This is a genomic window from Gordonia sp. UBA7599 (assembly GCA_002477755.1).
GTDB lineage: Bacteria > Actinomycetota > Actinomycetes > Mycobacteriales > Mycobacteriaceae > Gordonia.
Window position 1 is genome coordinate 31,333 of record DLKD01000121.1, and the last position, 18,413, is coordinate 49,745.

General features: G+C 67.6%; 17 protein-coding genes. 6 read left to right on the forward strand and 11 right to left on the reverse strand.

Annotated elements, in window-relative coordinates:
- The first annotated feature begins 9 nt into the window (after nt 1-9).
- Nucleotides 10-474, forward strand: coding sequence for a type II 3-dehydroquinate dehydratase (aroQ, locus tag B4L26_RS13730; protein WP_290719527.1), 465 nt, complete (start codon nt 10-12; stop codon nt 472-474).
- 77 nt (nt 475-551) lie between these two features.
- On the opposite strand, the gene B4L26_RS13735 is transcribed toward aroQ, so the two are convergent.
- The 5 genes from B4L26_RS13735 to B4L26_RS13755 all read right to left on the reverse strand — a co-directional run bounded on the left by B4L26_RS13735 (nt 552) and on the right by B4L26_RS13755 (nt 6,793).
- Nucleotides 552-2,516: an arabinofuranosyltransferase gene (locus B4L26_RS13735; RefSeq protein ID WP_290719528.1), complete on the reverse strand. Its 1,965-nt coding sequence runs from the start codon at nt 2,514-2,516 to the stop codon at nt 552-554.
- A gap of 100 nt (nt 2,517-2,616) precedes the next feature.
- The gene (locus B4L26_RS13740) at nt 2,617-3,378 is read right to left on the reverse strand and encodes a decaprenylphospho-beta-D-erythro-pentofuranosid-2-ulose 2-reductase (protein WP_290719529.1); all 762 of its coding nucleotides are present in this window, start codon (nt 3,376-3,378) and stop codon (nt 2,617-2,619) included.
- 30 nt (nt 3,379-3,408) lie between these two features.
- Nucleotides 3,409-4,830, reverse strand: coding sequence for an FAD-binding oxidoreductase (locus B4L26_RS13745; RefSeq protein ID WP_290719531.1), 1,422 nt, complete (start codon nt 4,828-4,830; stop codon nt 3,409-3,411).
- A 66-nt stretch (nt 4,831-4,896) separates the two neighbouring features.
- On the reverse strand, nt 4,897-5,970 hold the full coding sequence (locus tag B4L26_RS13750; RefSeq protein ID WP_349680483.1) for an alpha/beta hydrolase family protein: 1,074 nt from the start codon (nt 5,968-5,970) through the stop codon (nt 4,897-4,899).
- 133 nt (nt 5,971-6,103) lie between these two features.
- Nucleotides 6,104-6,793, reverse strand: a complete 690-nt coding sequence (locus tag B4L26_RS13755) for a lysophospholipid acyltransferase family protein (protein WP_290719534.1) — start codon at nt 6,791-6,793, stop codon at nt 6,104-6,106.
- Between B4L26_RS13755 and B4L26_RS13760 the strand changes: the two genes are divergently transcribed.
- Entirely contained in the window at nt 6,792-7,328 is a 537-nt protein-coding gene (locus B4L26_RS13760; RefSeq protein WP_409563349.1) for a GtrA family protein, read from the forward strand. The genes B4L26_RS13755 and B4L26_RS13760 overlap by 2 nt on opposite strands.
- 26 nt (nt 7,329-7,354) lie before the next feature.
- On the opposite strand, the gene B4L26_RS13765 is transcribed toward B4L26_RS13760, so the two are convergent.
- Together B4L26_RS13765 and B4L26_RS13770 are read right to left on the reverse strand one after the other, a co-directional pair.
- Complete coding sequence (locus tag B4L26_RS13765) at nt 7,355-8,104, reverse strand: glucose 1-dehydrogenase (RefSeq protein ID WP_290719538.1); 750 nt, start codon at nt 8,102-8,104, stop codon at nt 7,355-7,357.
- Nucleotides 8,104-8,982, reverse strand: a complete 879-nt coding sequence (locus B4L26_RS13770; RefSeq protein WP_290719539.1) for a TIGR03619 family F420-dependent LLM class oxidoreductase — start codon at nt 8,980-8,982, stop codon at nt 8,104-8,106. Before B4L26_RS13770 ends, B4L26_RS13765 begins: the two co-directional genes overlap by 1 nt.
- Before the next feature lie 193 nt (nt 8,983-9,175).
- On the opposite strand from B4L26_RS13770, the gene B4L26_RS13775 reads away from it, so the two are divergent.
- Nucleotides 9,176-9,841 (forward strand): LpqN/LpqT family lipoprotein, encoded by a 666-nt coding sequence (locus B4L26_RS13775; protein WP_290719542.1) that lies wholly within the window; start codon nt 9,176-9,178, stop codon nt 9,839-9,841.
- Here the strand turns inward: B4L26_RS13775 and B4L26_RS13780 are convergent.
- Complete coding sequence (locus tag B4L26_RS13780; RefSeq protein WP_290719544.1) at nt 9,831-12,794, reverse strand: BTAD domain-containing putative transcriptional regulator; 2,964 nt, start codon at nt 12,792-12,794, stop codon at nt 9,831-9,833. The two genes, B4L26_RS13775 and B4L26_RS13780, sit on opposite strands and share 11 nt — an antisense overlap.
- Nucleotides 12,795-13,044: 250 nt before the next feature.
- On the opposite strand from B4L26_RS13780, the gene B4L26_RS13785 reads away from it, so the two are divergent.
- Together B4L26_RS13785 and B4L26_RS13790 are read left to right on the forward strand one after the other, a co-directional pair.
- The gene (locus B4L26_RS13785; protein WP_290719546.1) at nt 13,045-13,335 is read left to right on the forward strand and encodes a hypothetical protein; all 291 of its coding nucleotides are present in this window, start codon (nt 13,045-13,047) and stop codon (nt 13,333-13,335) included.
- A 27-nt stretch (nt 13,336-13,362) separates the two neighbouring features.
- Entirely contained in the window at nt 13,363-14,271 is a 909-nt protein-coding gene (locus B4L26_RS13790; RefSeq protein ID WP_290719549.1) for a hypothetical protein, read from the forward strand.
- 43 nt (nt 14,272-14,314) lie between these two features.
- Here B4L26_RS13790 and B4L26_RS13795 read toward each other — a convergent pair whose 3' ends face one another.
- From B4L26_RS13795 to B4L26_RS13805, 3 genes are read right to left on the reverse strand one after another with little or no spacing between them, the layout of a single operon-like run.
- Nucleotides 14,315-15,256, reverse strand: coding sequence for a glycosyltransferase (locus B4L26_RS13795; RefSeq protein ID WP_290719593.1), 942 nt, complete (start codon nt 15,254-15,256; stop codon nt 14,315-14,317).
- Nucleotides 15,257-15,273: 17 nt separating this feature from the next.
- Nucleotides 15,274-16,143 (reverse strand): ABC transporter ATP-binding protein, encoded by an 870-nt coding sequence (locus tag B4L26_RS13800; protein WP_290719551.1) that lies wholly within the window; start codon nt 16,141-16,143, stop codon nt 15,274-15,276.
- Nucleotides 16,144-16,150: 7 nt separating this feature from the next.
- A complete protein-coding gene (locus B4L26_RS13805) occupies nt 16,151-17,008 on the reverse strand; it encodes an ABC transporter permease (RefSeq protein ID WP_290719553.1) in 858 nt (285 codons plus the stop codon).
- Nucleotides 17,009-17,116: 108 nt separating this feature from the next.
- Between B4L26_RS13805 and B4L26_RS13810 the strand changes: the two genes are divergently transcribed.
- Nucleotides 17,117-18,313, forward strand: coding sequence for an aminotransferase class V-fold PLP-dependent enzyme (locus tag B4L26_RS13810; protein WP_290719556.1), 1,197 nt, complete (start codon nt 17,117-17,119; stop codon nt 18,311-18,313).
- Nucleotides 18,314-18,413 lie beyond the last annotated feature (100 nt).

Below are 18,413 nucleotides of genomic sequence, written 5' to 3' on the forward strand. Positions count from 1 at the left end.
GCTGGGGTCATGGCCGAGAACGAACCGTTGCCGCTGTTGTTGCTCAATGGCCCCAACCTGAACACCTTGGGGTTGCGCGAGCCGGAGATCTACGGCTCGACGACCCTCGCCGAGGTCGTCCGCGACTGCGAGCGCCTCGCCGCCGAACTCGGTTTCGGCCTGCGCGCGGCGCAGACCAACAGCGAGGGCGAGATGATCGACTGGCTGCACGAGGCCCGTGGCCAGGTCAGCGGCATCATCATCAACGCCGGCGCCTGGACGCACACGTCGATCGCCCTGGCCGACGCGTTGCGGATCCCCGAGGTGCCGGTCATCGAGGTCCACATCAGCAACGTCCACCAGCGCGAAGAGTTCCGGCACCACTCCTACATCTCGCCGCTCGCCGTCGGCGTCATCGTCGGGCTCGGCGTCAACGGCTACGAGTACGCGGTGCGCTTCCTCGCCGACCACCTCTCCCCGTCGACCGAGGACTGACACGGGTCATTCCTGCGCCGTTTCGCCAATCCTCCCTCAGTCGGTGATGGGTAGACGAAACGGCATGGGGCTGGCGGTCAGTTGCGCACGACGAGGACGAACGGCCCGATCTCGGTGACCTTGAATTGCGGACCTGCGAAGGCCGATGCCGGGAAGGTGACGGTGTAGCGACTGACGTTCGGGTCGTTCGGGTAGACGTCGCGCGCCAGTTTCAAGGTGTAGCCGTCGGGGCTGTAGCGGAACAGGAATACGTCGGGCGCCCGCCACGGCGACGCGTCCAGGTTCGCGACCATCTCCGCGGGCGTCGTCGCCTTCGACCACTTCTCGATGGCCGCGGCCCGCTTGTCGAACTCGGCCAGCGGGTTGGCGTAGTGCGACGTCAGGCCCTGGAAGCCCCAGTACGGGTAGATCGAGAGGAAGTCGAAGTCTGCCGTCAGGAGGACCACGTCGGTGGCCGGCTTACCGGTCTGCTCGGCGATCGCCGCCGCGATCTTGGGGTAGTAGGCCTGGGCGCCGGCCGGGCGCTTGTCGGCGCGCTGCCCGTTGCCGTCGGTGTCGGCGTAGGCGATGTTGATGTCACCGGCCAGCATCGACGGGACGTGCTGCGCGGTGGCGACGGCGAGAATCGTCGCGACGGCGCCGATGACGAATCGCACGTCACCGAGCTTGCCGACCACCCACGACGCGGCGGCTGCGACGCCGAGGACGCCGGCGGCACTCAGGACTGCCGCGAGCATCGGCTCGAGACGAAAGGCCAGCAGTGTCGACCCGGTCGCGGTCATGGCCATCGAGAGCAGTGACACCAGGTAGACCGCCACGACGGCGGTACCCAGGGCGAGCGCGATACTGCGCTCACGGAACCGCCACAGGATCCAGATGAAGCCGATCGCGGCGAGTAGGCCGAAGATCGTCGCGCGCAGCATCGGGAACGGCAGTTGGGAGCCGGCTTCAGGTAGGTAGTGCTCGTAGGTGCCGCCGCTGGCCGGCCGGTTCTGCGCGCGGGCATGCAGGTAGGGCCCCCAGGTGATCAGTGCGACCGCGCCGGCGATCACGCCCATGACACCCAGGCGTGCGGCGTAGACGCCGAGTAGTCGTAGTCGCAGGCGGCGGGTACGCGCCGTCGGGACGGTCTTGTTCCCCGTCTGCAGCCACGCGCTGACAAGCAGCCACAGCGCCAGCAGGCAGGCGATGCCGGCGAACACCCCGGCGTAGAGGGTGTAGAAGGTGGCGCAGGCACCCAGGAACACGCCGGCCACTACGACCGCCGGCCACGGCGTCGACCGCAGTCCGACCTCGTCGACGGGAGTCTTCGGCCCGCGCAGCGCATGCAGGATCGTCGGGAGCAGGGCGACGCCCAGCAGGATCAGCACGGCGGCGTAGGGCTCGGGCGAGGCGTAGGCGAGGACCGTCAGCGTCACCGCGAGCGAGACGGCGACGCCGCGGTCGGCGCCGATCATCCGGTTCCAGAGCACGGTCGCCAGGGCGGCGGCCGCCGCGATCGAGATGACCGACCACGGCTTGTAGGCCTCCCAGCCGGCCAGGCCGACGAGGTTGGCGTAGCGCCCGCCCAACCAGAACCAGCCCGCGGGGTAGAACGGCGGCAGGTCGAAGTAGGTCATGTCGGCCAGCCGCGGCGACGACGTCAGGCGGGTCAGGTACTCGACGCGGAACTGCTGGTCGACCGAGAGGCCGAACAGATACAGCTTTGTCGCCGCCAACGGCACCCCCAGGGTCACCGTCACGAGACCGGCCATCCCGACGGCGGAGATCGCGTCGACGAGAAGGCGGCTCGACAGCTTTGATTGGGCCCGCTCGCTAGCGCTCCCGGCGCCCGTGGGCCGCCAGCGGTAGAGCAGCACCGCGACGAGCAGGACCGCGATGGCACCGACCTGCCCCACCGTCGTCACCGCGCGCAAGACGTTGGACGCGTTGTAGGCCGGCCAGTCCACCGTCGCGATCGCGGTCAGACCGATCCAGGCCACGATCGCGCCGATAGCCGTCGCCGCAACGAGGCGCAGCGCGGCGCGGATTGAAGTACTCACGGTTGCCGAATCTATCCGATCAGCACAACGGCTACCGGAACCAACAACCCCTACGGTTGCTTCCGTAGGGGTTGTGGGGATCGGTAGCCGATGGTGCGGGTCAGATCGGCAGCTTGCGGAACACCGGGCGAGGGATGTGGCGCAGCACCATCATGATGACGCGGAACGGACCGGGCGCCCAGACGATCTCTTTGCCCTTGCCTGCCGCGGCGACGGCCAGCGCGGCGACGTCTTCCTTGTCGACGGTGAGCGGGGCTTCCTTCACATGTGCCGAGAGTCGAGTGCGGACCTGGCCGGGTCGGATGACCAGCACCCGGGGGCCGAACTCGCGCAGGGCCTCGCCCAGGCCGAGGTAGAAGCCGTCGAGGCCGGCCTTCGTGGAGCCGTACACGAAGTTGGAGCGGCGTACACGCTCGCCGGCGACCGAACTCATCGCGATGATCTGGCCGTGGCCCTGGGCGCGCATTTTCTCGCCGAGCAGGACGCCGACGGAGACGGCCGCGACGTAGTTGATCTGTGCCTCCAGCACGGCCAGGCGCTGGTCCTGCCAGGCCTGCTCGTCGTCGCCCTGAATGCCGAAGGCGACGATCGCGACGTCGATGTCGCCGTCGGCGAAAGCGGTGTCGATGACGCCGGGGTGGGTGTCGGTGGCCAACGCGTCGAAGTCGATGACGGTGACGTCGGTGGCACCGGCGTCCTTCATGGAGGCGACAGCGGCGTCGGCAGCGTCGTCACCGGGGACGCAGGCGAGCACGACGCGCGCCGGGCCCAGCTTGAGGTACTCGGCGGTGATGGCCAGGCCGATCTCGGAGCTGCCCCCGAGAACCAGGATGGACTGCGGGGCGCCGACGGCGTTGATCATGGTGGTTCCTTCAGTACGTGCGAGCAGGTGTCAGGCGAGATCGAGGCGGCGGCCCATGTCGGACATGAAGACGCCGGTCGGGTCGATGGCCCGACGGGTGGCGCGCCATTCGTCGATCCGCGGGTACATGGCGTGGAAGCTCTGCGCGGAGGTGCGCGAGTCCTTGGCGGTGTAGAGCCGCCCGCCCATGGCCATCACGCGGCGGTCGAGGTCGTTGAGGAACTCGGCGAGGCCGCGCTTGACAGGGAAGTCCAGGCAGACGTTCCAGCCCTTGAACGGGAAGCTCAGCGGCGCGCGGTTGCCGTCGCCGAACAGTTTGATGACGTTGAGGAAGCTGACGTGCCCGGAGGCCTGGATGTGCTCGATGAGGCGGATGAACTCCGGCTCGTTCCCGGTCGGGACGATGAACTGGTACTGGGCGAATCCGCCGCCGCGGCCGTACGCGTTGTTCCAATCCCCGAACACGTCGAGCATGTGGTAGAACTGCGCCAAATTCTTGACCTTGCCCTCGCTGGGCGGCCCGATCCGGTAGTACGCCTCGCCCACCGCGGAGAAGCTGAGCTTGTTGGCCAACCCGCGCGGGAAGACGTCGGGGAAGGTGATCAGCGGCTTGTTGTTGAAGCTCAGCGGATCCTTGCGGTACTTCTCCGGCAGTTCGTCGAGCTTGGCCAGGTTGCCGCGGCTGAACGTGCCGCGGCCGAGCTTCGGCGGCGCGCTGATCGTGTCGAACCAGCCCGACGCGTACTCGTAGCCGTCTTCGAAACCGTCGGCCAGGTGCAGGTCAATGGTCTCCTGCAGGTTGTGGGTTTGCGCGGTGTCGGCGATGAAGTACGCGCTCTCGGTGCGCTTCATCTGGATCTTCGCGCGCAGGATGATGCCGGTCAGGCCGATGCCGGCGACCGTCGCCCAGAACAGCGAACCGTCCTCGTCGTCGGGGGAGCCGTCCGGTCGTAGGGTGAGGATGCGGCCGTCGGCGACGAGGAGGTCCATCTCGAGGACGTGGTTGCCGAAGCTGCCCTGGCTGTGGTGGTTCTTGCCGTGGATGTCGTGGGCGATGGCGCCGCCGATGGTGACCTGACGGGTGCCCGGCAGCACCGGGACCCACAGGCCGAACGGCAGTGCGGCCTGCATCAGCTCATCGAGGCTCACCCCACCGTCGACGTCGACGACTGCAGTGTCGACGTCGATGTCGTGGATGCGGTGCAGCGGCGTCATGTCGACGGTCAGACCGCCGGTGTTCTGCGCCGACTCGTTGTAGGAGCGGCCCAGACCGCGTGCGATGACGCCGCGCCGGAGGTACGACGGCTTGTCGGCATCGGCGTCGGCAACCTGCGCGACGGCCTTGGCGATCACCTCGACGTCGGGGGTGGACAGCACGTGGCCGGTGACCGGCGTGGTGCGCGACCAGCCGACGAGGCGCCGGGTCTCAATGGGAAGTTCACTGGTAGACATCGCTGGAAAGGGTACTCGCGTACACCTGAGAGAGGTCTGTGGTCGGTCAAGGTTGTGACCAAGCCCCTACCGCATGATCGCGGCCAGGAACGGGGTGGAATCGCGGATCGAGGCGTAGACGGTGCCGGAGTGGTCGGTGTCGTACACGTGCAGCTGCACCGGCTGGTTATTGACCTTCAGTTGCGTGTACAGCACCAGGGCTGAGGCGGCGGGTACGTCGATGTCCTGCGTGCCCTGCCGCAGGAAGATCGGCCGGGTGTAGCCGGTGACGGGGGTCCCCATGTAGGCGGTGAGGGCGCCCAGCACCCCGGGGATGGAGTTCAGCGGCGCGGAGAACCAGCTGCCGGTGGCACGCGGCACCCATTCCGCCATTTCCGGATAGCAGCGCACTCGGGCCTGCGCGACGACCTGCCTCCCGAGTGGGCTCAGCACGCGCTCGATGTGCAGATCGGGCCGCGCCTCGCTGAACCCGGCCATGATGTAGGACATGTACGTCGCGAGGCCGACGGGCAGCGGGACCGTCTCGTACGGACCGAGCAGCGCGACGATGTGCTCGATGTTCGCCGGCGCACCCGTGGCAACGACGCCGCGGTAGTCCAGCGCGGTTCCGCCGGACAGGCGCGCCGCGTCGTGTGCGCCGGCCATCGCTGCTCCGGCGCCTTGCGACTGTCCGACGATGGCCCACTTGTCGGCGAGCGGCAGGCCCATCTGGTGGGCCGCCTTCACCGAGTCGACGATCGACTGTGCCTCGGAGGAGGCGTTGAGATAGCTCATCAACCCGGGGGTGCCGAGACCGACGTAGTCGGTCCCGACCACCGCGTATCCCTGGTTGAGCCAATGCGAGATGTAGAAGGAGTCGAGCGCACTGCGGGGCTGCGCCGAGGGGGTGCAGTTGTCGCCGAGACCCACAGTGCCGTGCGCCCATGCGATCACCGGCCACCCGCCCTGGGGCGGCGCCCCGCGCGGCACGAAGACGGCGCCGGTGCTCGACGCGGGGCGGCCGTGCTGGTCCGGTGTCGCGTAGTGGATGCGGATCGCCCGCGCGGCGCCGGGAACGCTCAGCCGCGTCGCCATCGGGGTCTGGCCCAGGAGCATGCCGGACTGGACGTGGGCGGGTGACGGGGCGTTGCGCACATCCATGCCAGACCATTCCGGCGGCCCAGTGGGCGGAATCTCCTCGGCCGATGCGGTCGAGAATGCTCCGGCCGAGATCGTCACGGTGGCAGCAACGGCTGCCGCCACGACGGCGAGACGGTGTCGTGCGAACAAGTGGCTACTTCGCCCCGGCGCTGCCCGGCTTCGCGTAGACGTTGACGTATTCCTGCCCGGTCTTCGCGCGGATCGCGGCCATCATGTCGTCGGTGGCGGCGCGGATCTTGTCGTGGTCGTCGGGTCCGATACCGCTCAGGTCCATCGCCGGAAGGATGTCGATATAGACGCGGCTGCGCCAGAAGTTGCGCCAGTTGCGGTCGGCGGTGTTGCGCAGGGCGATGGGGACGACAGGTGACCCGGTGGCGACGGCGACCCGGATGGCGCCGGTCTTGCCCTTGTACATCCGGCCGTCGGGCGAACGCGTCCCCTCGGGATGGATGCCCCAGGCCTCGCCGGCCTCGACGATCTTCGTTGCGGCCACGATGGCCGGTGACGAGGCATCGCCGCCGCTGCGGTCGACGGGGATCTGGCCCATGCCGCTGAAGAAGGTCTTCTTGAACTTCCCCTTCAAGCCCGGCTGGGTGAAGTAGTCCGATTTCGCCAGGAAGAAGACGCGTCGACGCGCGCACTGCACGACGTAGAAGGAGTCGGTGATCGCCAGATGGTTGGCGGTGAGGATGACCGCGCCGTGGCGGGGGATGTTGTGCCGCCCGGTCGTCTTGGGGCGGCCCCAGATGAAGAGGAAGGGGCCGATCAGCAAGAAGCGGGCGACCCGGTACCGGAATTGTTCACGAAGCTCCTGGATCGACATGTACAGAGGTCTACCACTTAAGCTGTTCTGCGTGCCCGAATCTGTGAATCCCGACGAGGTGTTCCCCAGCCGCAGCGGCCACGACCCGCACATCCCCGCGCCGGTGGAGTTGCCGTTCGAGGGCGCCGAGGAAATGGCCGACGACGTCGACCTGAAAACGGCGATCATCCGGTTCATCATCACCGGCGCCGGATCCGCGGTTCTGGACTTCGGTCTGACCATGCTGCTGCAGTACGGATTCGGGTGGGATCCGGCGTTCGCGAAGGCCCTCGGGTTCATCCTCGGGACTACAACCGCGTACCTGATCAACCGGCGGTGGACGTTCAAGGCGGAGCCGAGCGCCGCACGCTTCGTCGCGGTGATGGTGCTCTACCTGGTCACCTTCGCCGTCCAGGTGGGGATCTATGCGGCGCTCGAGCACCTCTGGTCCTCGGACACCTGGCTCATTTCGGCGGCGTCGTTCGTGATCGCGCAGGGCACGGCGACGGTGATCAACTTCGTCGTGCAGCGCGCGGTCATCTTCAAGCTGAAGTAGGTGTCCCAGCCCTCGCCTGCGGTCGGTTAGCTACTCGGCAGGTTGTACGGGACCGTCGAGGTGAGACCACCGTCGACGAGGTACTCGCCGCCGGTGCAGTACGAGCTCTCGTCGGAGGCGAGGAACAGCACAAGGTTGGTGACTTCGGTGGCGTCGGCGGCTCGGCCCAGCGGGGTCTGCAGGAAGTTCTCCGGGATCCCCTCTGCCATCGGTGTTCGCACCTGGGCGGGGTGGATGGAGTTGCACCGGATGTTGTGGGGGGCCAATTCGACGGCGACTGACTTGGTGAGTCCTCGAACGGCGAATTTGGTCGCCGAATACCCGTGGGTACCGAACGATCCGAGGATGCCCGAGATGGACGAGGTGTTGATGATCGACCCGCCCTTGCGGTTGGCGATCATCGGATCGGCGACTGCCCGGCACCCGAGGAAGGTGCCGGTGAGGTTGATCGCGACGATCCGATCCCACTCCTGAAGTGGGAAGGAACCGATCAACCCACCGTTCTGGATCCCGGCATTGTTGACGAGGACCGTCGGGGTGCCGAAGGCATCGATTGTCGCCTGTACCGCGTCGGCCCACGATTGCGCATCGGTGACGTCGAGTTCGACGAAGAGTGCGGCGTCGCCGAGGTCGTCGGCCAGCGCGCGTCCCTCGTCGACGAGGACGTCGCCGATCACGACCCGCGCCCCTTCGGCGACGAATCGACGCGCATGCGATTCGCCGAGGCCCCGGGAGCCGCCACTGATGAGGGCGACCTTTCCGTCGAGTCGCCCCATCAGCGGTTCACCTGGGCGATCAGGTTCTCGCCGTACCAGTTGAGGTGGTCGATCTTCTTCTGCAACGGTTCGGTGTCGGGGCCCATGATGTAGGGCATGCGGAACCCGACGATGACGTCGGTGATGCCTTTGTCCTCGAGACGTTTGCAGCCGTCGACGGTGTAGGCGTCCATCGAGATGACGTGGATCTCGAAGGTGTCGTTCTCCTTGCCTTCGGCCTTGCGGATCGCCGCGAGCTTGTCCAGCAGTGCGTCGAGTTCCTCGGGCGTGCCGCCACCGTGCATCCAACCGTCGCCGCGGATGACCGCGCGCCGCAGGGCGAGGTCGGCATGACCGCCGACGAGCAGCGGGATGTGCTCGGTGGGTGCGGGGCTCATCTTGATCTTGGGGATGTCGTAGAACTCGCCGTGGAACTCGAAGTATTCGCCGGTCTCCAGGCCACGGATGATGTCCATGCACTCGTCCATCCGCTTGCCGCGGCGGGCGAAGTCGACGCCCATGATGTCGTAGTCCTCGGGCCACGGGCTGGTGCCCACGCCCAGTGCGAGACGGTTGTTGGTCAGCACCGCCACCGACATCGCCTGCTTGGCGACGAGCGCTGGCGGCCGGATCGGGAGCTTCACGACGAACGGGGTGAAGCGCAGGGTCGTCGTGACCGCGCCCAGTGCCGCGGCTTGGATGAACGTCTCGATGAACTCCTTGCCCTCGAGGAACTCGCGGTTCCCGTCGGGGGTGTAGGGGTACTTCGCGTCGGACTCCTCGGGATAGGCGATGGAGTCGGGAATCGTCATGCTTGCGAACCCGGCCGCCTCGGCGGCTTGCGCGAGGGGCGCGTAGTAGCTGGGATCGGTCATCGCCTCGGCGAACGTGAACCGCATGGTGCTCCTTGGGGAGAGGGGGCTATCACCCAAGACTAGAACATGTTCTAGTTCTAGGGCTCGGTCGGTGAGAATCCGGGCTCGGTGGGCGGGAATTTGGGCTCGGTCGGCGGGAGTACGGGTCCAATCAGGTTCCAAACAGCGTCACTACCGTCGGGGTTCCGAGCGGATAAGCCGCCCGAAAGGAGAACCCGTGAAGAGTTTGACAACCATCGCGCGAACCGTCGCCGTCGCTGTCGCGGCCGGTGTCGTACTGGCCGGATGCAGCAGTGCCACCGATACCAAGGCCACGGACACGTCGACCACATCAACCGAACAGAGCACGACGACGCAGGCTTCCGGCCCGACCAACATCCGGGAGTACATCGACTCCAACGGCATCAAGGAGACGGTGATCCGCCGAGGCGAACCCGGTCCCGAGATCGACCTACCCGTTCCCGCGGGTTGGGAGATCAAGAACGACGTCAAGGCGGCACCATATGGCGCCATCGTGTACACCAAGCCCGCAATTCCGACCAACCCACCGCGGATCTTGGCGATCCTGTCCAAGCTGACTGGCGACGTCGACCCCCAGAAGATCCTCGAACTGGCCCCGGGCGAGTTGCAGCAGACCCCAGGCTGGGACGGTCCGGAGAAAGGGACGAAGAGCAAGCTCGGTGGTTACGACGCGGTCCAGATCGGCGGCTCCTACAACAAGGGCGGCACCGAGATGGTGATCGCGCAGAAGACCGTCGTGATCCCCGCCAAGGACGGTTCGTACTACATCCTGCAGCTCAACGCTTACGCGCCGGAGGCGGAGAAGACCATCCTCATCGAGGCGACCGACGAGGTCGACAAGAAGACCACCATCAAGATGTGAGCCGGGCACTGGCGGACCGCATCACCGATAGGCGGTCCGCTAGTTGCCGGTCCCACACCGATTCGCCCGTCGCCCCCGCGGTGGACTCGGCCAGGCGCAGTGCCTCCCGTGCAGCATCCACGCGGCCGCGGACCCACTCGACGTCGGCCAGCAGCTGGTAGTACAGCGGCAGGTAGATCCGAGTGCCGTCGTGGGTGTGCACCGCAAGCGCGGCCCGCATTTCGTCGGCGGTATCGGTCGCTTCCGGACCCAGCGCTAGGGCCCAGCACTCGATCACCTTCGCAGACGCGGCCATTTGGTCGAGTTTCGCCGTCGTCAACGCGGCATGCAGACCCGCCGCCAATTCGGCGGTGCCGCCTACCCGGCCCATGATCGCCCGTGCCTGCAGTTCGGAGATCCCGACTGTGCCGCGTTCAAACGGGTCGCTGTATGAATCGGCCAGCACCTTCGCGTGCGCCAGAGCGGCATCGGCCGCCGTCGCGTCGCCGAGCACGGCAGCGATCCACGCCGCGACTCCGTATCCGCGGACGCCGAACGCGACGAGGTGCCGGTGGCGCCGCCAGTCGACCACCGGCGGGAGGTTGAGCAGCTCCTTGATCGCCATCGACGATTCGGCAGTCGCGCCCTGCAGGAAATCGACCAGGCCACGCAGGTAGAGGCCAGCCGGCCGGGCGATCGGATCGTCGGTGTCGGACGCGACTAGTAGCTCGTCGGCCAATATCGACGCCTCCAGGTAGCGACCCGAGCACGCGGCTTCCAGTCCCCGCAGGGTGGTCCCGAGCGTGAATCCTCCGCCGTGCGGGCCCAGCCGTGCGATTTGGTTCAGGGTGTCGCGGACTGCGGCCGAGCTCTGCCCTTCGGTGACCGTCTGTGCCGACACCAGCTGCAGCCAGTACCGCACTTCGTGCGACTGTCGTCGCTCCTCGTCCAGGCGGGAGCAGACGTCGAGCGCATGACGGCACAGTTCGGCGACGTCGTGGTATCCGGCGCGCTCCCAGGCGGTCGGAAGAGCGCGGTCGAACAGGGTCAGGGCGGCGTCGACGTCGAGTTCTGCGCCGGCGCGCCAGGCGTGGTCGGCGGCGGCGGTGGAATCGGTGACGGCCGGACGGTCCAGCGCGACGAAGGCGCGCGCGATCTGTGCGTGCAGCGAGGCGAGTTCGGTGCCCGTCACTTGGACCGTGATCGCGTCGCGGACCAGGCCGTGGCGGAATCGCATCAGGTCCGGGCCGGCGTCCACGACGAAACCGGTGCGCACCGCAGGGATGAGATCGTGCGACGTCTCCTCGGCGGGCCGGTCGAGGGCGGCGGCCGCGACCGACGGGGCGAATTCCCCGCCGAGCAGTGCGGCGACGGTCAGTGCGTCCCGGGTCGATGCCGGTAGGTCGGCCATCCGACGGCGGATCACCGCGGCGACGGCGTCGGGCACATCGCCGCTGCCCAGCGTGGCGGCTGCCAGGCCCAGACGCCCGTCGTCGTGGAGGAGCCCGGCGAGTTCGGCGATGTAGAAGGGGTTGCCGCCGGTGCGGTCACTGATCGCCTCGACCATGCCTGCCGCGGGTGTCACGCCGAAGGCGGCTTCAATGAGCTGTCCGGTAGCGGCGGCGTCGATGCCCTGCAGGCGGATCAGTGTCGTCTCGGGACGACTCATCAACCGGTCGAACTCGTGCTCGCGTCGCGGGCGGCCCCGCCCGCCTTCCTGCCAGGTGCCGACGATGAGGACCGGTAGCCGCGACAACCGTCCCAACAGCAGTTTCAAGACGTCGTAGGCCGTCCGGTCGGCGCGATGGAGGTCGTCGATCACGATGAGCGTCGGTCGTTGCCCGGCCTTCTCGGCGAGGGAGGATGCGAGCATCTCCAGGCAGGCGAAGCCCTTCCGCTCTTTGTGTCGACTGCCGTCGAAGATGTCCGGCGAAGTCCTGGTCTGTTCGGCCAGTGCGCGCACCACCTGAGTCCACGCCCACGACGGCGGGGTGCGCACTCCCGCGGGGTGCCCGACCCACACGTGGACGACGCCGAGTTCGTCGGCGGTCTGGGCGAGCGCGGCCGCAAGAGACGTCTTACCGACGCCGCTCTCCCCGGTGAGGACGGCGAGCCGGCCTCGACCGCCGATCGCCCCGGTGAGCGCGGCGCGCAGGCGGTGCAGTTCGGAGGTCCGCCCGAAGAGCGCGTCGGCCGCGGGGCTCGGTGGCGGCGGTACCGGCGATGGTCGCGGTGGTGTTCCGCGACGGATATCGGCCGCGATGAGCTCCACCTCGGGTCCGGGTCGGATGCCCAACTCATCGTCGAGTAGATCGACGAGTCGCCGGTGCGCGGACAAGGCATCAGTACGGCGGCCGGCTCGGTTCAGCGCGAGCATCAGATGGATCCACAGCTGTTCCCGCAGGGGATTGGCGGCGATCTCCGCCTCCAGTCCGGTGACCAATTCGGCGCCTCGGCCGAGCATCAGTTCTGCCTCGTACCGCGCTTCGACGGCGTCGGCGCGGCACGCCTCGAGTCGATGGATCTCGTGATGGGTGAACGCTCGGTCGCGGAATTCGACCAGGGGCGGGCCCTGCCAGCGGTCGAGGGCCGTGGTCAGTTCTCGCGTGGCCGCCGCGGCGTCACCGGCTTCGAGGAGGTGCTTGCCGCGGGCCAGCCCATCCTCGAACAGACGGGCATCCACTCGGTCGCCAAGAAGGTGGAGTCGGTATCCGTGCGGGTCGGTGACCAGGCGGTCCGTGCGTCCGTCGCGGCCGAGGATGCGGCGAAGGTTCGCGACGTAGGCGCGCAGTGACACCAGGGGCTTGGGTGGTGGCTGACCGTCCCACACGTGGTCGATGAGCTCGTCGACGCTGACCGTGCGCTCAGCGGAGACCAGCAGAACTGCCAGCACCGTGCGTTGGCGCAGTCCACCGAGGGGCCGCGGGCCGTCGTGGTCGATGGCGGCGAGGGGACCCAGCGTCACGTAATCCACGCGCATTCCCCTTTCGGTCTGAGCCTGCGATCCAACCGAGTTCCAACTCGGCCTGCGTAGTGTGTCAGACACTGCGATTTAGCACCGCAAACCGTCGTTTCGAGAGTGTAGGAGCACGCCGCCCATGTCCGCAGAGCAAGCGCCATACCCTGCCGAACCGCCATACCCTGCCGAACCGCCGCAAGCGCCCTACCCCGACGAGGCGCCCGAACCTACCAGGGGACTGACACGGCAGGAACGACCTCGCGACGTGAGCGAGGCGCAGGCCGCCGCCGAAGCACAGCCCAACTCCTTCCGCCGCGCACTGGCTGCCGCGCACCCGCGGTACCTGATGTCGATGGCAGAGGGCTATCCGCCCGTGCTGAAGCAGTTCATCCAGTTCTGTTTCGTGCTCATCTATCCGGCTTGGCTGTTCGGGCTCGTGTTCGGCGGGCTTCTCTATGCCGCCGTCTACGCGGTGCTGTGGGTGGTGTTCTGGCCGGTCCGCGCGTGGATGAAGAAGAACCGGCCCGAGGAGTACGAGGCGAGTCAGCGTAAATGAGAACTCACCGATGAGAAGCCGACACCGATGAAGGACATGTTCGGTCGACGGCCGCCGTTGCTCGTCGACGTCAGTCCTCCGGCCGCTGCCCCAGGTGAGTTTGTCGATGCGCAGATCGTGGCGCGACGGCCCGTCGACCGGGTGAGCGCCGCCCACGTCGAGTGGGGCTATACGAACTTCTACCGCTACCACTGGGCGGGTCGGACCGACTCGGCGATGGCGCCGACCAACGATTCGCTCTGGTTGGTCGATCAGGTCTATGCCGGCAACACCGGTGACCGGGATGCCGACGAATGGGTCAAGGTGGTGGAAGAGCAGCTCCCCGTCGTCGACGGGGTCTTCGCCGGCGGTTCGGCGAGGTTCCGGGTGCCGTCGTGGGCACCCGCATCGTCCCCCGAACTTGTCCGCTGGTCGTGCCGCGTCATCCTTGAGCGGGCCGGTCGCGACGTCGACGTCCACGGCGACTTCAGCGTTCGGGTCCGGCGCACCGAGAGTGCTCCGCCTGACGGCGGTGTCGAGCGGATCGCGGGCGACGCGCAGACCGTCCTCGAGATCGACCTCGCGACCACGGTCTGCGTCGCCGGCGAGCCGATCCGGGGCCAGGTGCGGGTGATGCCCACCGTGAACCTGCCCGACGGGGATGTCGCCGTGTGTTGGCAACGCTGCCGCGACTCCCACCCGCTGACGCGCAGGCCCAGCCGCGGAGGGAGCGTCGATGGCCCGATCCTCACGGTTGCCAAGCCCGTTCCGCTGCGCGCGGGGGTAGGAGTTGCCCTGCCTTTCGAGCTACCCCTGCCCGTCGACGCGGCGCCGACCGCCCGAGCGGTCCACTCCTCGATGCGGTGGTTCGTCCAGGCGCGGATGTTCTACGCCGGGTTTACCGGTCCACTCACCGAGCGGGTGGTTCACCCGATCGTCGTCGTCAACGACCCCTGACGCGCTACTGCTTGAGAATCCCCAGGTCGTCGAAGGGGGGCGGCTACGGACGGTCGAAGCGCTCGGACCGACCGAGCTTGCGCAGGCGCAGCCATTCACGGAAGCCCGCGGGGTCGCGCTGCTGAATCAGGAAGTACCAGCCGAACCGGGCGTATTCCTGCGGCAACAGCTTGCGCATGCCGGGTTGGGCCATCAGATAGCCCCGGTTGCGGTAGGTGAAGAAGCGCTTGGTCTCGTTGTCGGGGTACTGCGTGTGCATCCGGCCGCCCAGGATCGGGCGGAACTCGTCGCTGCCGTCGGGATGGAGGTAGGCCGTGGTCAGGCACGTCCCGAAGGCGATGCCCGAGCGTGCCAGACGCCGGTGCATCTCCACCTCGTCGCCACGGACGAACAGACGCAGGTCGGGGACCCCGACCTTGTCGATGGTGTCGGCGGAGAACAGGGCCCCGTTCATCAACGACGCGATGCCGGGCAGCAGGTCGTCCGACGAATCCTCGCCGTCGGCGAACAGTTCCGACCGCTTGCGCCGCCACACCAGCCCGCGTCGAAGTGGGAAGGCCAGCGCGTCGGGGTCGTCGATGTTCACCACGACCGGCGATACCTCGCCCAGACCGTGTCGCTGTGCGCAGCGCAGCAGCGTCGCCAACACCTCGGGGCCTTCGGGTCGGCCGTCGTCGTCGGCGCACCAGACCCAATCGGCACCCAACGCCAGCGCGTGCAGCATGCCGAGTGCGAATCCGCCAGCCCCGCCGAGGTTGTGCTGCGAGCCGATGTAGGTGGTCGGGATCGGTAGCGACGCGACATGGTCGGCAACGATCTGCTCGTCGGCGTTGTCGACGACGACGAGGTGGTCGACGGGTCGCGACTGGTTCGCGATGACCGCTGTCGACGCCTTGAGGAGCTCGGCGCGACGGTGAGTCACGATGACGGCGACTACCTTCGATGCATCCGGATCACCACTGGGATCGGGCCCACTCGCCGCCAGCGCTCCCGGCGTCCCGGTCACTCGCCGGCCTCCATGCGGGCCAGCACCTTGCGCACCTGCGCGGCGGCGTCGGGGCCCTCGTAGGCGCCGACGACCTCCTCGATACCGCCCTCCATCTTGATCTGGCCCTTGTCGATCCATAGCGCCCGGTCGCAGAGCTGGGCCAGGAACTCGTTGGAGTGACTGGCGAAGACGAGGATGCCCGACCGTTCGACCAGCGCCTGCAGTCGCTTGCGGGCCTTGCGCATGAAGTCCGCGTCGACCGCGCCGATCCCCTCGTCGAGGATCAGGATCTCCGGGTCGATGCTCGTCACAACGCCCAGCGCCAGGCGCACGCGCATTCCGGTGGAGTACGTGCGCAGCGGCATCTCCAGGTGCTGGCCCAGTTCGGTGAACTCGGCGATGTCATCGGTCTTCGCGAGCATCTCCTTGCGCGACATCCCGAGGAACATGCCGCGGATGACGATGTTCTCGAAGCCGGAGATCTCCGGGTCCATGCCGACGCCGAGGTCGAAGACGGGTGCGACGCGCCCGCGCACCCGGCAGGCACCCCGCGTGGGCTCGTAGATTCCCGAAAGCAGGCGCAGCAGCGTCGACTTGCCCGCGCCGTTGTGCCCGACGAGCCCGATACGGTCGCCGTGCTCGAGGTGCAGGTCGATGTCGCGTAGCGCCTCGACCATCGGCACGCCCGAGTCCGACGCGCCGATGACGCCGCCCGCACGCCCCAGCACGGACTTCTTGAACGAGCGCGTCTTGGCGTCGAAGATCGGGAAATCGACGCCGGCCCCCCAGGTGTCGACGCGCACATCCGACGCGGCGACGATGCGGTTCTTGCTTCGGGCGCCGTGGCCCTGCGAATTGTCGTGGGCCTGCTTGCTGTCGGTCATGTCGCTCCTAAACCCAGTACGCCACGCGGGCCCGGTAGTTGCGCATGACGACCAGCGCGGCGGCGCACCCGACGGCGGTACAGCCCAGCACGACCGCCCAGTGGTAGAACTGCACGTGCTCGCCCAGCAGTGGTCCGCGGGTGATCTCGATGTAGTGGAACAGCGGATTCAGTTCGACCAGGCGCGCACGGCTACCGACCTTGTTCCCCATCGCCGGCCCGAGCTTCCAGATGATCGGTGTCATGAAGAAGGCCAGCTGCACGATCGTCGTCGTCAGCTGTGAGATGTCGCGGAAGCGCGTCGAGAGGATGCCGAAAACGATCGTCACCCAGATCGCGTTGAGCACGAACAGCGCCATCGCTGGAAAGAACAGCAGTGCCGACCAGGTGATCGGCGGCCGGAACACCGCGACCACGACCAAGAAGATGACCACGTTGTGGGCAAAGATGATGAGCTGGCGCCACACGACGCGGTACACGTGCACGCTGATCGGCGCTGGCAGCTGTTTGATCAGCCCTTCGTTGGTGGAGAAGACGACCGCGCCGTCGAGGATGGAGTTCTGGATGAAGTTCCAGAAGATGAGCCCGAGGATGACGTAGGGCAGGAAGTCTTTGATGTCGAAGCCGAACAGGGTGCCGTAGAGGATGCCCATGGCGACGGCGGTGACACCGGTCGCGACGGTGATCCACAGCGGCCCGAGCACCGAACGTCGGTAGCGCTGCTTGATGTCGGTCCAGCCCAGGTGCAGCCAGAGTTCGGAGTTGTACAGGCCGTCGACGAGGTCGGCAAACGCCCGTCGGAACGTTCGCGAATCCGACGTCTCCGGTGGGGGTGGGATCACCCGCCCGCTAGCTGCTACCGACACGGGTCACCAGCATACAAGCGCTGCAGGTGCTGGCCGGGGCCCGGCGGGTGCATGCTCACCATTGTGGCAGGCGGGAGGCCTACAGGGCGGGACCGCTATCGTGAACCCATGTCGTTCGACGTCGCCCACGCCAGGGGCCTGTTCCCCGCGCTCGGCGACGGTTGGATCCGCCTCGACCCGCAGGCCGGGATGACGATTCCCGCGTCGGTGGCGACCGCAGTCTCGTCGGGTTTCCGACAACTCGCCTCGGACCCCGGAACGGCGAACCCGGCGGCCCGGACCGCGGCCGGCGCCCTGAGCTCGGCGCGGCGTGCGATCGCCGATCTGGTGAAGGGAGACCCGGCCGGGGTCGTTCTCGGCCACTCAGCAGCCCAGCTGATCGGCGGCCTCGCCGATGCCTTCGGGTCGCAGGCGTGGTGGGGGACCGAGATGCTGCTCTCGCGTGACAGCGACCCCGCCAACATCGTGCCGTGGGAACGGCGGGCCAACGCGTTGGGTGCGCGGATCCGATGGGTCGAGACCGATATCGAGACGGCCACCATCCCCACTGTGCACTACCTGTCAGCGATCGGTCCCGTGACGAGGGTCGTCGCCCTGCCGCTCGCCTCGTCGGTAACGGGCGCGATCACCGATGTCTCCGAGATCGCGGCTAAGGCGCGTGAGGTCAAGGCGCTGCTCGTCGTCGACGCGAGCGCGGGGGCGCCGTACCTGCCGTTGGACATCGCGGAGACCGGCGCGGACGTTCTGGTCGTGTCTGCCCATCGCTGGGGCGGTCCGCGGATGGCCGCAATGGTCTTCGCCGATCCGGCGCGCATCGACGGATTCGAGTCCATCGCGGTCGACTCCGCGGCGACCGGTCCGGCCCGCCTCGAACTGGTGTCGCCGGGCGGCGGATTGCTCGCGGGGCTCGGTGCCTCGATCGAGCATCTTGCCGACCTCGACGAGGCTGCGGTCGGCAAACGTCGGCGTCGGCTTGCGGCATCGATGGACGGCCTCTACGAATACCTCCAGCGCCTGGACTATTACTTGGTGACGTCGCTGGAGAGCCTGGCGGCAGTCCGCGTCCTCGGCCAGTCGGAACACCGCGTGCCGATCACCAGTTTCATGGTCGATGGGGTCGACGCCGAGCACGTCGTGCGCCGCCTCGCCGACAACGGCGTGCGGGCGCTGTCGAACCTTCCCAGTCCGGCGTTCGAGCGGCTCGGCGTTGACGACGCGGGTGGTGCGGTGACCGTCGGGCTGGGCCCGTATTCGACGCCCTACGAGGTCGATCACCTCGTCCGAACCCTTGGTTCACTGGCCTGAATCGGGACTTAGGTTGCGCGAAGTTGGTCAACTGACCCGAGTACCCGGGTGGAAACGGATTTGCAGCGATAGAATCCCGTTAATCCACTGGAGATGAGAA